Source organism: Brevibacterium epidermidis NBRC 14811, assembly GCF_001570805.1.
GTDB classification, from domain to species: Bacteria; Actinomycetota; Actinomycetes; order Actinomycetales; family Brevibacteriaceae; genus Brevibacterium; species Brevibacterium epidermidis.
Genome location: NZ_BCSJ01000011.1, coordinates 79,343 through 92,331, shown reverse-complemented (window position 1 = coordinate 92,331; position 12,989 = coordinate 79,343). Strand labels below are relative to the sequence as shown.

18 protein-coding genes and 1 pseudogene are annotated in these 12,989 nt (G+C 63.9%); 7 read left to right on the top strand and 12 right to left on the bottom strand.

Annotated elements, in window-relative coordinates; all coding sequences use genetic code 11:
* The 4 genes from BEP01S_RS07610 to BEP01S_RS07595 are packed head-to-tail and all read right to left on the bottom strand — an operon-like array spanning nucleotide 1 to nucleotide 3,330.
* Nucleotides 1-840, bottom strand: a complete 840-nt coding sequence (locus BEP01S_RS07610) for an energy-coupling factor transporter transmembrane component T family protein (protein WP_062241973.1) — start codon at nucleotides 838-840, stop codon at nucleotides 1-3.
* A complete protein-coding gene (locus BEP01S_RS07605) occupies nucleotides 837-1,715 on the bottom strand; it encodes a hypothetical protein (protein ID WP_062241971.1) in 879 nt (292 codons plus the stop codon). The genes BEP01S_RS07610 and BEP01S_RS07605 overlap by 4 nt, the downstream gene beginning before the upstream one ends.
* Nucleotides 1,712-2,845, bottom strand: coding sequence for a nucleoside hydrolase (locus tag BEP01S_RS07600; RefSeq protein WP_062241969.1), 1,134 nt, complete (start codon nucleotides 2,843-2,845; stop codon nucleotides 1,712-1,714). Before BEP01S_RS07600 ends, BEP01S_RS07605 begins: the two co-directional genes overlap by 4 nt.
* A 26-nt stretch (nucleotides 2,846-2,871) precedes the next feature.
* Nucleotides 2,872-3,330, bottom strand: coding sequence for a DUF2695 domain-containing protein (locus tag BEP01S_RS07595; RefSeq protein ID WP_062241967.1), 459 nt, complete (start codon nucleotides 3,328-3,330; stop codon nucleotides 2,872-2,874).
* Between the two features lie 119 nt (nucleotides 3,331-3,449).
* Between BEP01S_RS07595 and BEP01S_RS07590 the strand changes: the two genes are divergently transcribed.
* A complete protein-coding gene (locus BEP01S_RS07590) occupies nucleotides 3,450-4,370 on the top strand; it encodes a carbohydrate kinase family protein (RefSeq protein ID WP_062241965.1) in 921 nt (306 codons plus the stop codon).
* On the opposite strand, the gene BEP01S_RS07585 is transcribed toward BEP01S_RS07590, so the two are convergent.
* From BEP01S_RS07585 to BEP01S_RS07575, 3 genes are all read right to left on the bottom strand, one after another.
* Nucleotides 4,360-4,830 carry an SRPBCC domain-containing protein gene (locus BEP01S_RS07585; RefSeq protein WP_062241963.1) on the bottom strand — a complete coding sequence of 157 codons (471 nt, stop codon included), beginning with the start codon at nucleotides 4,828-4,830 and terminating at the stop codon, nucleotides 4,360-4,362. The genes BEP01S_RS07590 and BEP01S_RS07585 overlap by 11 nt on opposite strands.
* Nucleotides 4,823-5,155: a VOC family protein gene (locus tag BEP01S_RS07580; protein WP_062241961.1), complete on the bottom strand. Its 333-nt coding sequence runs from the start codon at nucleotides 5,153-5,155 to the stop codon at nucleotides 4,823-4,825. Before BEP01S_RS07580 ends, BEP01S_RS07585 begins: the two co-directional genes overlap by 8 nt.
* A 173-nt stretch (nucleotides 5,156-5,328) precedes the next feature.
* Nucleotides 5,329-5,820 carry a winged helix-turn-helix transcriptional regulator gene (locus tag BEP01S_RS07575; protein WP_062241959.1) on the bottom strand — a complete coding sequence of 164 codons (492 nt, stop codon included), beginning with the start codon at nucleotides 5,818-5,820 and terminating at the stop codon, nucleotides 5,329-5,331.
* Nucleotides 5,821-5,937: 117 nt separating this feature from the next.
* Here BEP01S_RS07575 and BEP01S_RS07570 point away from each other — a divergent pair, with 117 nt between their 5' ends.
* Entirely contained in the window at nucleotides 5,938-6,576 is a 639-nt protein-coding gene (locus tag BEP01S_RS07570) for a dihydrofolate reductase family protein (protein WP_062241957.1), read from the top strand.
* A gap of 115 nt (nucleotides 6,577-6,691) precedes the next feature.
* Here the strand turns inward: BEP01S_RS07570 and BEP01S_RS07565 are convergent, their stop codons facing one another.
* Nucleotides 6,692-7,378, bottom strand: a complete 687-nt coding sequence (locus BEP01S_RS07565; protein ID WP_062241955.1) for an SDR family oxidoreductase — start codon at nucleotides 7,376-7,378, stop codon at nucleotides 6,692-6,694.
* Nucleotides 7,379-7,465: 87 nt separating this feature from the next.
* Between BEP01S_RS07565 and BEP01S_RS07560 the strand changes: the two genes are divergently transcribed.
* From BEP01S_RS07560 to BEP01S_RS07545, 4 genes are read left to right on the top strand one after another with little or no spacing between them, the layout of a single operon-like run.
* Entirely contained in the window at nucleotides 7,466-8,047 is a 582-nt protein-coding gene (locus tag BEP01S_RS07560; protein WP_062241953.1) for a hypothetical protein, read from the top strand.
* Nucleotides 8,048-8,080: 33 nt separating this feature from the next.
* Entirely contained in the window at nucleotides 8,081-8,686 is a 606-nt protein-coding gene (locus tag BEP01S_RS07555) for a 1-acyl-sn-glycerol-3-phosphate acyltransferase (RefSeq protein WP_062241951.1), read from the top strand.
* A gap of 1 nt (nucleotide 8,687) precedes the next feature.
* On the top strand, nucleotides 8,688-9,131 hold the full coding sequence (gene arfB / locus BEP01S_RS07550) for an alternative ribosome rescue aminoacyl-tRNA hydrolase ArfB (protein WP_039210458.1): 444 nt from the start codon (nucleotides 8,688-8,690) through the stop codon (nucleotides 9,129-9,131).
* 45 nt (nucleotides 9,132-9,176) lie between these two features.
* Nucleotides 9,177-9,671: a DinB family protein gene (locus BEP01S_RS07545; RefSeq protein ID WP_062242296.1), complete on the top strand. Its 495-nt coding sequence runs from the start codon at nucleotides 9,177-9,179 to the stop codon at nucleotides 9,669-9,671.
* A 59-nt stretch (nucleotides 9,672-9,730) separates the two neighbouring features.
* Here BEP01S_RS07545 and BEP01S_RS07540 read toward each other — a convergent pair whose 3' ends face one another.
* The 3 genes from BEP01S_RS07540 to BEP01S_RS07530 all read right to left on the bottom strand — a co-directional run bounded on the left by BEP01S_RS07540 (nucleotide 9,731) and on the right by BEP01S_RS07530 (nucleotide 12,134).
* A complete protein-coding gene (locus BEP01S_RS07540) occupies nucleotides 9,731-10,582 on the bottom strand; it encodes a GNAT family N-acetyltransferase (protein WP_062241949.1) in 852 nt (283 codons plus the stop codon).
* Between the two features lie 19 nt (nucleotides 10,583-10,601).
* Complete coding sequence (locus tag BEP01S_RS07535) at nucleotides 10,602-11,546, bottom strand: alpha/beta fold hydrolase (protein ID WP_062241947.1); 945 nt, start codon at nucleotides 11,544-11,546, stop codon at nucleotides 10,602-10,604.
* 90 nt (nucleotides 11,547-11,636) lie between these two features.
* Nucleotides 11,637-12,134, bottom strand: a complete 498-nt coding sequence (locus BEP01S_RS07530; protein WP_062241945.1) for a nucleoside deaminase — start codon at nucleotides 12,132-12,134, stop codon at nucleotides 11,637-11,639.
* On the opposite strand from BEP01S_RS07530, the pseudogene BEP01S_RS17395 reads away from it, so the two are divergent.
* Nucleotides 12,133-12,503, top strand: a pseudogene (locus BEP01S_RS17395) (DUF8821 family protein). The gene BEP01S_RS07530 and the pseudogene BEP01S_RS17395 overlap by 2 nt on opposite strands.
* Here the strand turns inward: BEP01S_RS17395 and BEP01S_RS07520 are convergent.
* Nucleotides 12,493-12,933, bottom strand: coding sequence for a YtoQ family protein (locus tag BEP01S_RS07520; protein WP_062241941.1), 441 nt, complete (start codon nucleotides 12,931-12,933; stop codon nucleotides 12,493-12,495). The pseudogene BEP01S_RS17395 and the gene BEP01S_RS07520 overlap by 11 nt on opposite strands.
* Nucleotides 12,934-12,989 lie beyond the last annotated feature (56 nt).

Genomic DNA, 12,989 nt, shown 5'->3' with positions numbered 1-12,989 from the left:
TCAGGCACCGCCGATCAGCTGTGCAGCACCCGGCAGGGGAAGAACTCCAGTCACCGAGGCAACGATGAGTCCAAGGGTCACGAGCGGGGCCAGGATTCGCAGGAGGCTCTGCCCTGCCCCGTCCGAGTGGTCCTGGAGCGCAACCGCGGTCGCACTCGAATCGAGACCACTCACTTCGAGCACTTCGTGACGCTGATCGACGGTCAACAGGATCGCGGTGACGAGGCCGACGACGATTCCCGGCAGCAGTCGGATGCGCACTCGCCAGGAATCGGTGGCCCAGCCTCGGGCCTGCCGCGCCTCGATGATGTGTCGGGTGCGTGCGCCGATCAGCGGGATGAGGCCGAGGGCTGAGGAACACACATACGCGACTGCCGAGGGCAGGCGGAGTCGACGCAGCCCGTCGAAGAGGCGCGCTGAGTCAGCACCGAGTCCGAACAGCGCGCACAACCCGATCAGGCTGCTCACTCGCAGCCAGATCTGGACGGCGATGCTCAGCCCTTCGACGGTGAGGCGGGCGGGCCCGACCTGCCAGAGAACGTGCACTTCGGTGCCGGGATAGAACAGTCCCTGCACGATGATGAGCACGGCCAGAGTCGGCAGGCTTAGGAGCCCCACAGTCATCGCCCAGGTCCGCAGTCGCACGACGGGTGAGACCACCACGGTCACGAGTGAGCCGATGAGGATGATGAACGGCACGACCGGAGAGGGAATCCCGAAGACGAGCAACAAGCTGCAGGCAAGGATGACCAGTTCCGTGGCCGGATGCAGTCGACGCTTCGAGCCGACAGCCTCAGCCGCATTCGCGACGGTGTGCGTCTCGGATGAAGCCGAGCTCATTCCGTCGGCAGGACCGATTCGACCGGTTTCACCGGACCGGAGCTGCCGGTCTTCGTCACACGTGGTCGACTGTGGGCGGCGAACTCATAGCGACTGATGATGCGTTTGGGCAGCGACCGGATGACGACATAGGCGAGGGCGAAGATGAGCGCTTTGTCGACGATGTCGGAGACCATGCTCTGGGCGAAGGTGGCGTTGAACATCTCGAGGCCTGCGGCTTGGAGGATCGCGACGACTCCCCCGGTGCCGGCGCCCAGTCCGCCGCCGAAGACGTAAGCGGCAACCGGCGCTCCGATGGCACCGGCGGGAACTCCGGCGATGGCGCCGACGATGATCGCAGTCCAGGGTGTGCGGAAGACTCCGAGTCGTGCTGCCCAGCCGGCGGCGGCTCCGATGAAGGCAGCTCCGGAGCTGAAGGCGATGACGCTGGGGCTCAGGGTCACACCCCAGATGAGGTTCGAGATGATTCCCGTGAACGCGCCAGCGGCAGGACCGGCAAGGACGCCGATGAGCACTGTGCCGATCGAGTCGAGGTAGAGCGGTACGGGTGTGTAGTTGCCGATGACCTGCCCGATGACGATGTTGAGGGCGATGGCGACCGGGATGAGTGCGAGAACGCTGCGGGGAATGAGTGGGAGGGTGCCGGCGGCAAGCAGAATGCCTCCGCCCAGATAGCCGAGCATGACCCACAGAGTGGTGTGGCCGAAGTCGATGCCGAGGTTGGCCGGTTGGGTCAGCAGCACTGCCACGTAGGTGCCGATGACGATGAGGGTGCCGAGCAGTGTGAGGGTGAGGGGAAGTGTGCGGTTGCGGTTTTGTCCGGGACCGACCGTGGAGGTCGGCCCCTGCCCAGACTGTCTGGAGTGTGCGGTCATGCGGGTGGTCCTTTCATCAAGGTGGTGCTGAGGTGGTCGAGGAATGCAGTGGCATCGATGGTGCGGATGATCTCTGCGTTCACGGGGCGGCCCCACCGTCCCAGCCAATCGGCGACGGTTTCGCCTCGTGTGAGTGTACCTGTGAGTTCGACATCGACAGGTGCCCACTGAGTCGTTGCCCATGGCAGCTCGCCGGCAGCTCCCCTGGCGGGAGTCAAGGCAGCTGTCTCCTGGGCATCAGTGTTCGGCTCTTCAGGCTCTGTCTCGGTCGACTCAATTGAGTTCTGCCGCGCCCAGGCCAGGGCGCAGGCGAGGACGAAGGGATCGTGGATGTGGGCGATATAGCCGAGTCCGTCGGATTCGTGGAACTCGAAGTAGAAGCGCAGAGCTTCGGACAGCTCAGCCACGACTTTCTGCCACGGCTGACCCGCGGACGAGGCTTCGTCGCGGATATGGGTGAGTCGATCGGGTGTCATCTCCACTGCTTCGGTAGCTTCGATCGGTGCGATGACCGGAAGGTGTCTGAGGTGACCGCTCGAATGGGCGTCTCCGAAGGCAGATAGGACCCTGGAGGTGGATTCCGGGTCGAAGGTGACGTTCCATTCCGTCGTCGGATGGGTGTTGCCCCGGTAGTTGAAGGCCCCACCCATGATGAAGAGGCGTTTGAACAGACTGGGCAGTTCCGGGTCGATGTCGAGGGCCAGGGCGAGATTCGTGGCCGGACCGATGACGACGCCGAGGAGCTGTCCGGGATGCGCGTGCGCGGCATCGACCCAGGCTTGCGCGGCCGACACCGAGCTGACCGGTCCGTTCGGAGCCGGCAAGCGCGCATAACCGCGCCCGGTCTCGCCGTGCGTGAGGTCGGCGTATTCCAGTCCTTCGTCCGCGGCCGTCTGCAGGCCCTGCCGTGCTAAGGGAAGACTGTGGCCGGAGTGGACGGGGATATCGCTGCGGCCTGCCAGCGACAGCCATCCGCGGGTGTTCTCGACGACCTGTGAGGTAGGGACGTTGCCCCCGGATGCGGCGATGCCGACGACGTCGACGTCACCTTGGCAGCACAGGTAGGCCAGCGCAATAGCATCGTCGATGCCGGGATCGCAGTCGAGGAAGAGCGGCAGAGTAGATGGCATGGTTCCATTCTGCCGGACGCGTGCGCTCACCACCGTCGGATACGGGCCCAGTTTCCGCACGGTTGAGTGGATCCCCGCCTCACTAATCGGCAGCAGAGGTAGAGCGTCGTCGAGGGAGGTTCGTCGATTCCGAATCGTTCTCTCATGTCGTTGGCTTCCTCACTGCCGAAGGGAGTGCCGATGAGCTCACCGAAGGGCATGCTCGTGATCCAGGGTTTGGCTGCGAAGGTGAAGGCGTTGAAGAACATTTCACAGTCACAGCAGCAGGCACCCATACTGCTCAGACGCGCGAGCAGCGCCGTGGCTCGTGGAGCCGTCCGGTCGCGGAAGCTTTCTGCGAAGCGGTGTGTGCCGTTGCAGCCGAATTCGCCGAGTTGGCGGAACACATAGCAGGCCAGGCATTCTCCCGGCCGAGGGGCGAAGACACGGGCGGTTTCCGCGTCGATGATCGTTCTGACGTCGTTGTCAAGAGTGTTCTTGTCCATGACCACACAGTTCCAGACGGCACTGACACGAAAACACGTTAAATCAGTTCACTCACCGATTTTCGTCCTATTTTTGCTGGTCACGGCCGAAGAAAGATTTTCAGCTTAGAATCGTGCCCATGAGCATTCTCGTCATCGGTGAAGCCCTCATCGATATCGTCAGCACGCCCGGCTCCCCCGACCGCTATGCGCCGGGTGGGGCCCCGGCCAATGTCGCCCTCGGGTTGGGCCGCCTCGGTGACGATGTCGAGTTCCTCACCGATGTCGGTGATGACTTCCACGGCGGATTCCTTCTCGCCCACCTGCGGGAATCCGAAGTCAACGTGCTCGCTTCACCCCGCGGAGCCACATCCACGGCGCTGGCCCGCCTCGCCGAGGACGGATCGGCCGAGTACGAGTTCCAGCTGCGGTGGGATCCCGACTCGGCGCTGCTCGACGAAGGCGCTCATTCCGTTCTGCATTTCGGGTCGATCGCAGCGTTCCTCGAGCCGGGATCTGCCGTGATCGATCGGCTCCTTGATGCTGTTGCCGAGCAGTCGGGTCCGAAGAGGGCAGATTCTCAGGGGGCAGGGACCCTCGTCTCCTTCGATCCCAACATCCGGCCGTCGATCATCGGTTCCCGCGAGGAGGTTCTGCCTCGGTTCGAAGGTCTCGCCAGGCGGGTCGACGTCCTCAAACTCAGCGATGTCGATGCAGATTGGCTCTATCCCGACCTCACCGAAGTCGCTCAGATCGATCGCCTGCTCGGCCTTGGTCCGGACCTGGTGGCGATGACTCGCGGGGGTGACGGCGCAATCCTGGCGACCGCCTCGGCGAGGGTGACGGTGGCTTCGGCCCAAGTCGACGTCGTCGATACGATCGGGGCTGGGGACACGTTCATGGTCTCCCTCATCCACGATCTGCACGCCTCGACGTCGGCGGTGTCCGACCTCGGCATGGCGGATCTGATGTCACTGGGCGACAGGGCCTCAGCGCTGGCGGGGATCACCGTCGGCCGCGCCGGTGCCGATCTTCCGTGGACCGCAGACCTTACGAATTGAGGAATTCACCGAGTTGTCGCAGGCAGATGTCATGGCCGTTGCGGTGGCCGTCGATCATTCCCTGACCGACGAAGGACACGACCTGGTCGACGAGTTCGACTCGCGTGCCCGTCGAGGTGGCGGTCAGGGTCCAGGTGATGATGGCAGTCGAGAGGATCTCATCGTCTCTGGTGAGAGTCTCAGTGGTCACGATATGACGCTCGGTCACGAGCGCGCAGTACTGCCCCGTGGAGACGAACTCCAGTGCCTCGGGAGACCCGCAACGGGCGCGGATCGATCCGCCGGGGCGGAATTCGTCGATATCGCAGACCATTTCCTCTCCCTCAGGGACTCCCCACCGCACGCGCTGCCCCGTATCGGCAAAAGCGTTCCACACTGCTGCGACCGGGTGTTCGATATCAGCACCGAGGCTGATCGTCGCAGTCACAGGTACGCCCGGATCGGGTGCCGCCTCACTCACCGAAGAACACCACCTGGTTTCCATCCGGGTCGGTGATCGGAAGGATGCGCTGTCCGCCTCCGGGGCTCGGTTCGTCGTGGTCGATTCCGGCCACGCGCAGATGCTCAGCCATCTTGTCGAGGTCGTCCACGTCGATGACCACATTGGAACATCCGGCTCGCTGCGGGTCCTCCCAGATCTGGATGCCGAACTTCTCGTCGAATAGCCATTGGGCCAGCCCCGCCATCGGCTTGCCATCCGGCTCTCGTTCGAAGAGCCGGGAATACCACGCGGTTGCTTCCTTCTCGCCGGTGACAGCAATATTGGCCATCAGTCCTGCGATCATGATCGCTCCTTCGGGATCAGCCTTGAGGATAAGTGATTGCAGTTTGCAATCACTTATTCCATACAACCATACCTCGGTGGATCGGGCAAGAGATAGTTGCGAGCACCCTCGCCTCGACGGCACAGCGATCCCTTGGCTATCGGGACCGACCGCAACTGAGGTCGACTGCCGCCTCAGCTTCCGGAGATCTCCGCTTCGAAGGCTGCCTGCAGCCGCTGTGAGGCCCGGGGCGCCTCAGGGTTCGGTCGCGGAACGCCGAGGTGGGCCTCCCGGAGTTCGTCCATGAGTTCGATAACGAGCTGCGGATCTTCTGCCATGAGGCGGGAGCGGATCGTCAGCTCCGGCGAAGTCTCTCGGTGGGTCATCCCCCATGTTCCGAGCGCCACCATGACCGGCAGGGTTTGGATTCCAGCCTCGGTGAGCGAGTATTCGGCTCGTTGACCGCGTGCAGCTTTCGCCTTGGTCAGGAGCCCTTCGTCGACGAGTTTCTTCAGACGACTGGAGAGCATGTTCGACGCGATGCCCTCGTTGTTGGAGGTGAGCAGCTCTCGGAAGTGCCGGCGATTGCCGAAGATGATGTCGCGCAGGACGATGAGCGACCAGTTGTCACCGAGCACCTCGACAGCGGCGTTGATGGCGCACCCCGAGCGCGGTTCGACAGGCATTTCTCCACCTCCAGTGATTGCATTCTACAACTACTCGATCGTACACTGGCTCCACTTCCCCGGAATCGACACCATCGATCCGACCAGACATCAGCTAACCATCACATTGGAGTGCTCATGGCCAAAGCGTGTGTCAACAATCTCTTCGTCTCGCTCGACGGTTTCGCGGCCGGTGAGTTCGTCACCTTCTACCAGCCGATCGGTGAAGCCCAAGCACTGTTCTCCTACTTCGACGGCCGCGGAATCGAGGGCGTGAACCACGTCGACGCCCCGATCACCGCCGACCGTGCCCTGTTCGCCATGTGGGGCCAGGGCATCGGCTCCGAGATCATGGGCAGGAAGAAGTTCGGCCCCCAGACCGGCCCGTGGCCAGACGACGGCTGGCGCGGCTGGTGGGGTGAGGAACCGCCGTTCAAAACCCCGTGCTTCGTTCTCACCCATCATCCGCGAGAGCCGATGGAGTTCGACAACGGCACGAGCTTCCATTTCGTCAATGGTTCCCCAGCCGACGTCCTCGCCGAGGCGACCGCCGCCGCTGACGGCGGCAATGTCCGCATCGGCGGCGGTCCTTCGATGGTCCGACAGTTCCTGGCGGCGGGCCTCGTCGACTTCATGCACCTCGTCGTCGTCCCCGTCACCCTGGGCCGCGGAGTCTGGCTCTGGGAAGGGCTTGAAGGTCTGGAGAAGGACTTCACGATCGAGAGCCTCACCACAGCAAGCGGTCTGACCCATCAGCTGTGGAATCGAAAGGGCTAAACTTCACGCGCGGCACAAGACAGTTTCGATCGAAAGACCGCTGGCCTGTCGTCTCCGATCGGAGACGACAGGCCAGCGGGTTCGATTGGGGGCTGAGCCCGTGTGACTATTCAGCTCAGCTGATCGCCTCGGCGATGGGGGTCTGCCCGTCGTAGAAGTTCACGGTCTCGCGCACCGCAGCGGACTCAGCGAGGACATGGGTGATGACGTCGGCGACGAGGTCGCGTGAGGTCACCCGCACATCGTCCGCCGGCGTCTGCCCATCGAGGTCGCCGGCCGCATCGGCGATGAGAACCTTGCCGCTGGAGGGCTCGAGGGTCAGACCGCCGGGTCCGAGGATCGTGAAGTCCAACGAGCTTGCTCGCAGGTGCTCATCGGCACCGCTCTTGGCCTGCACGTAGGGGTAGAACGAGCTCTCCGGGTCGACGCGGTCCGAGTCGACGGAGGCGCTGGCGTAGGAGACCATGACGAAGCGTTTGACCCCGGCCTGTTCGGCAGCGTCGATCGAGCGTTTGGCGGCTTCGAGGTCGACGGCCTTGGTCCGTGCCGGGTTGCCGCCGCCGGCTCCGGCGGAGAAGACGACCGCCTGGGCTCCTGCGAACAGGTCGGCGAGCGCCTGAGTGTCGGCGGTTTCGATGTCGAGGACGACCGGGTTGGCCCCTGCGGCTTCGACATCGGATGACTGGTCGGGGTTGCGGATCACCGAATCGACGGCGAAACCTGCGGCCTTGAGCTTGGGTGCTGCCAGGAGTGCGACCTTTCCATGGCCGCCGAGAATGACGACACGAGCTGAATCAGACATATCTACCTCCGTTGTCGGTGATGCTTGGTGTCCGGTACAGCGACAGGTCGGCCGTAATTATTCCGTGCCGCCGGTATTCTGATGTCCATGACCGACGATCTCTCCCCTGCCGCCGTCGTGCGTCGGCTCGACCGTGGACAGCAGGTCGTCATCCCCTCCTCGAATCGGCAGGTCCTCTTCGGTCTGCTCGTCGCGCTCGTCATCGGCATCGGTCTACTCGCCTTCTTCATCTACGTCGTCACCGCCACAATCGAGGACGGGCGCAGCCCGTGGCTGATCATCGTCAACCTGCGCATGTGGGCGTTGGTCATCGGCATCGTCGGGTGCCTGGTCGTCGCACCGATCGGTCTGTTCGTGCGAATGCGCAGGCGCGAATCCCTCGTCCTCTCCCCCGTCGGCGTCGCGTTGGCACGGCGCGATCAGGTACTGCCCGGCACGCTGTTGCCGTGGCAGGATATCGAAGCGATCGTGTTCGAAAAGGCGGCACGCCGTGGCCCCAAGGCCGCGGCGTATATCCTCACCGAGGAGGCGACCCGTCGACGACTCGGGCGCGGGCATCATCCGCGGTTACTCGTCAGGAATGGTTTTGTCCTCAGCCCCCGTCGACTCTTCCCGGTCCTGAAAGCCGCACACGCCCGTTTCGCACCGCGCCTTCATGGGCCCCGATAGGCCCGCACATGCGCGTGCCTTACCCTTGAGATCATGATCCGACGCCTCCTCGCCCGCGCCTTCTGGACGTTCAGCAAGTGGAAGCTCGTCACCGAGCCCGCCCCGAATCGTCCGACGATCCTCATCGGGGCACCCCACACCTCCAATTGGGACTTCGTCGTGATGCTCGCGATCGCGTGGCGCCTTCGTGTCGATGTCCACTGGCTGGGAAAGCATTCCCTCTTCACCGGATGGCGTGGGCCGATCATGCGCGGACTCGGCGGGATACCCGTCGACCGGTCGGATCCGAGCAAGATCGTCGACGAGGTGGTCGGCCGCATGCGTAAAGGGGAGGTCTTCGCTCTCGTCATCACTCCAGACGGAACCCGCGGCGGGCACACTCACTGGAAATCGGGGTTCCATCGCATCGCCCGTCAGACGGGCCTTCCTGTCACCTTGGGCTACGTGGACTCGGCCACTCACACCACAGGCCTGGGTCCGACCTTGGAGATGACCGATGGCCTGGTCAGCGACATGGATCGGATCCGCGAGTTCTATGCCGACAAGCACGGCATCCGGCCGCACCTGCAGATCACGCCGAGGCTGCGCGAAGAAGCCGCCCCAGGTGACGATCGCAAAGGCGAAGCGGAGCAGAGCTGAGATGGACGGTGATCTGCGGGTCCCCGCCGGACCGGGGATCCCTGCCGGACTGGTCGTCCCCGCCGCCGAACTGTCAGAACAGTTCTCCCGGTCATCGGGGCCCGGAGGCCAGCACGTCAACACTTCCGACTCCCGAGTGCAGCTGAGCCTCGACCTGGCTGCGGCGACCTTCCTCACCCAACCTCAGCGCGAGCGGATGCTCAGTCGTTTGGCCCCACGGCTATCCGGCACTGTGGTCACCGTGACCTCGGAGAAGCAGCGGTCGCAGCTGAAGAACCGGCAGGACGCGCGGATGCGTCTGGCGCAGATGCTGCGAGAGGCGTTGGCCCCGCCGGTGCAGAGGCGAGCCACGAAGCCGTCCCGAAATTCCCGGCGCCGCCGAGTGCGCTCCGAACAGCGGCGGTCGGAGATCAAACGCAACCGCCGCCGGCCCCGTCTCGACTGATCCCCGGTGGTGACAGAGGCGGTCGCGAAGAGCACAATGGGCGACATGAACAGCATTGAGATTCTCACCGACCTGTCCCAGCGCCCCCTCCAAGCGGCACAGGCGCTGCCCGACCTCTCCCCCGAAGAACTCAACGGCCACCTCGGCGGGCATCCGAATTCCATCGCCTGGCTGCTGTGGCACAGCGGCCGCGAGATCGACGTGCAACTCTCCGACCTCACCGGACGTCCCCAGCAGTGGGAGGACTTCCGCGACCGTTTCGACCTCGGCGAGATCGGCGATGGGTTCGGGCTCGGGCACACCCCGGAACAAGCAGCCGAGATCCGCGTCGACGATCAGCAGCTGCTCGTCGACTATCTCAACACCACATTGAACGCGTTCACCGAGTACCTGGAGACGCTGTCGGAGGACGACTTCGACGAGATCATCGATGAGAACTGGACGCCGGCAGTCACTCGCGGCGTCCGCATGGTCTCGATCATCGATGATGCGATTCAGCACGTCGCGCAGGCGGCGTTCATCGTCGGCGCTCCGGCCTGACCTCCGACGTCGGCTGTCCTGATCTCCAACGCCCGCTCCGGTCTGTTCTCCAACGCCGGTCAGGGGCGGCGGAAGTCCCTGACCTCGCCGAGGCTGTCCATCCCGGCCGCTCGATAGGTGGCGACGGCGGCGGTGTTCGATGACGGAGTGGCCACGTTGACACTCGACGCTCCCATCGACCGCAGTGCGCTTGCAGCACCGAGCGCCATTTCCGTGCCATACCCGTGGCCGCGGTGGTCACCATGAACTCCGAGAGGTTCGATGATGCCGGGGCGACCGTGTCCAGCGGACCAGACGGTGGTGGCGCCGACGGCAGCACCGTCCGTGGAATAGCCGACGAGGCACCGAGCCTGTTGGTAGGCGTGTCCTGCAGCCATCAGCTGCCATCGCTCAGCGGTCAGTGATGCGCCGGGGAATGCGGCGGATTCGACACTGATCCGGTCAGCGATGCCATCCGCTTCGACAGTCTCGAACCTCAACGAGGTCGGTGGGACAGAATCTGACAGTGCGCGGTGCAGGACGGTCCAGGGTTCGTCGGGTGTCCATCGCGCCTGGGTGAGGGTGTGCTGCAACTCGGCCCCGAAGCGAGCCTCGACGATTCCTGTCCCCGGTGGGAGGAGATCGGACAGCGTGGTCTCGAGATCCGTCACGACCGCCTCGGCGAGGGTTTCATCCGAGGCATGGTCAGGCGAGATCGCCATACGGATGAGTTCGGATTCGTCGAGGAATCCGACAGCTGCGATCTCACCGTCGCGCGTCCATACCCGCAACGCCGAGGCGAGCGCTTGCGAGCCGAAGCGCTGATACCAGCCGAGGTCGCCTGGATGGACTTGGACGGGCAGCCCCTCGCGCTGCCAGGACGCGACAGCATCGATGATGTTCGACAGGTCCTCGGCAGACGGAATCATCATGGTGGGTCAGCCTCGATCTTTAACCTGCGACGACGCGGGTTGCGAAACCAACAATCTCCGCTTCCGCCTCGGCGCGAGTCGTCGATTCGTTGTGGACTTCGTGCCGGACTCCTGAGAAGACTCGTGTGCGCACGTCGGCGTGACCGGTCTCGCGCAGCCTGTTGGCCACGTGGTAAGCGCCTTCGCCGTAGTTCGCAACCGGATCCTGGTCACCCGCGAGGATGAGCACCGGCAGATCGTTTGAGATCGTCGCATACCAAGAATCGGCATTGGCTTCGTCGTAGATGTCGACGAATCCCTGCAGGAATCGCGCACTCATCGGGGCACCGAAGTTGTTGAACGGGTCACGGCCGTGATCGGCGACGACCGCCTCGTCGAGGGCAACCCATGCGGTGGGTCCTGCATCGGGACCACAGCGGTCGAGGAACCCGTCGAAGAGCTGTCCCACCAGATGGTCTGCGGCAGGTTCCGCACGATGGTCGCCAGCGGCCGCCTCGGCGAGTTCAGCGCGGTCAATGGTCTGTTCGATTCCCTTCATCTGCGCGGCGATTCCGCACAGCGCCAGCCCGGTGAGTTCGGCTTCAGGGCGGGATGCCATGGAGCGGGCGATCATCGACCCCCAGCTGTGGCCGAAGACGATATAGGGCAGTCCGGGCAGAATCTCACGCGCCTTCGCCTGCAGAGTCACCTCGTCGTCGACGACGACGCGCGCGGCCTCGTCTCCGCCGTCGGCCCAGACATCCGACTCCATGGCAGTGCGCCCGTGCCCTGCGTGGTCACTGGCGACGACGGCGAAGCCGGCATCGAGCAAGGTGCTGATGAGGTGGAGGTAGCGGCGGGAATGTTCGCCGAGCCCGTGGATGATCTGCACGATGCCGTTCGGCGCCGTCGTGGGAGTGTGGAGCCACGCGTTGATCGTGTCGCGATCGTTGCTCGAGGGGAACGTGATTTCATGCAGGGCCAAGGCCGGACTCCTTTGTCAGTTTCGCTGCCGGCCCCGTGATTTCGGTGCGGGCAGAACAATCGCTGGGTTGCAGATACTGTACCGCGGGTTTCAGCCATCGACTCCGTGCAGGCGGGCATGCAGCTGCCGCACTTGAGTGCTCAATTCCGGATCGGGGCCGGCGACCTCGATTCCCGGTGCCACGTCCTGAATAGGCAGCGGCACAACTGGTCCTGGGGCCAAGCCCCAATCGTTATGCCAGGCGCTCAGCTGCTGGCTGCTGCTGGCGTAGACGATGCGGCCGAGGCCCACCCACGCGTGCGCCGCCGAGCACATCGGGCAATGTTCGCCTGAGGTGAAGACGACAGATTCGGCTCGTTGTTCAGGGGTGAGATTTTCGGCCGCCCAGCGGGCGATTTCGAATTCGGGATGGCGGGTGTGGTCGCCACCGGCCACCCGATTGCGGTCGGCGAAGAGTTCGCGGCCCTCGCCGTCGACGAGCACGGAACCGAACGGTTCGTCGCCGCCATCGAGGGCATCACGGGCCAGGTCTACGCAGCGAGCGAGGAATCTGCGGTCATCATCATTGAGATCAGATTGAGGTTCCATGATCCTCATCCAATCACAGCGGGCAATTCTATGGTCCATGCCGTTCGAAGCCGTGTCATTCACCGAGGTCACCACCGAAGGCCTCGAGTCCTCTCCCGTCGCCGAGGCGCTGGCGAGCCTACGTGCCAACGAGGCACGGTACTTCTCCATAAGTACAAACACACGTTCACCGTGACGCCGGCTGCTGAAGCTCAGGACGTTCTGAGGTGGGTCGAGGAGATCCTCGAATCCGGACGTGAGATCGTTCCGACCTCGCCGGCACTCGAGGTCAGCATCAATGACGTCGACGGCGTCTACTGGGTGGAGGCCGCGAACGATCCTTTGACGGGTGGTCGTTCGCGGACTCAGCTCATCGGGTTCAGTCTCTGAGGATGTACTTCAGGGTTTCGACCACCTGGTCGGTCGTCTGGCACCAGGCCTTGGCTTCGGCATCGACCTCTTTGAGCGGATGAATGATGTCGGCGTCGTGGAGGGTCACATAGGGTGTGCCGAGCGCTGCGCAGTAGCCGGCGTCGAAAGCGGCGTTCCACTGCTTGTACTTGTCACCGAAGCGCACGACGACCATATCGGCCTTCTCGATCAGGGTGCGGGTGCGGATGGCGTTGACCTTCGACGACTGGTGATCGCGCCAGAAGGAGCTGTCGTTCTCGCCGAGGTGGTCACCGGCGGCATCGCTGGCGGGGTGGTCGGTCACCGGGGCGGTGAATTCGATGTCGAGGCCGGCCGCTTCGGCGCCATTTTTGATCTCCTCACGCCAATCGGTGTGGATCTCTCCGGACAGGTAAACACTGAAACTCATGATCGAATACTCCTGATTCCAATTAGCGTGGGACCGGTAAAGCCCTTCTGGGACCA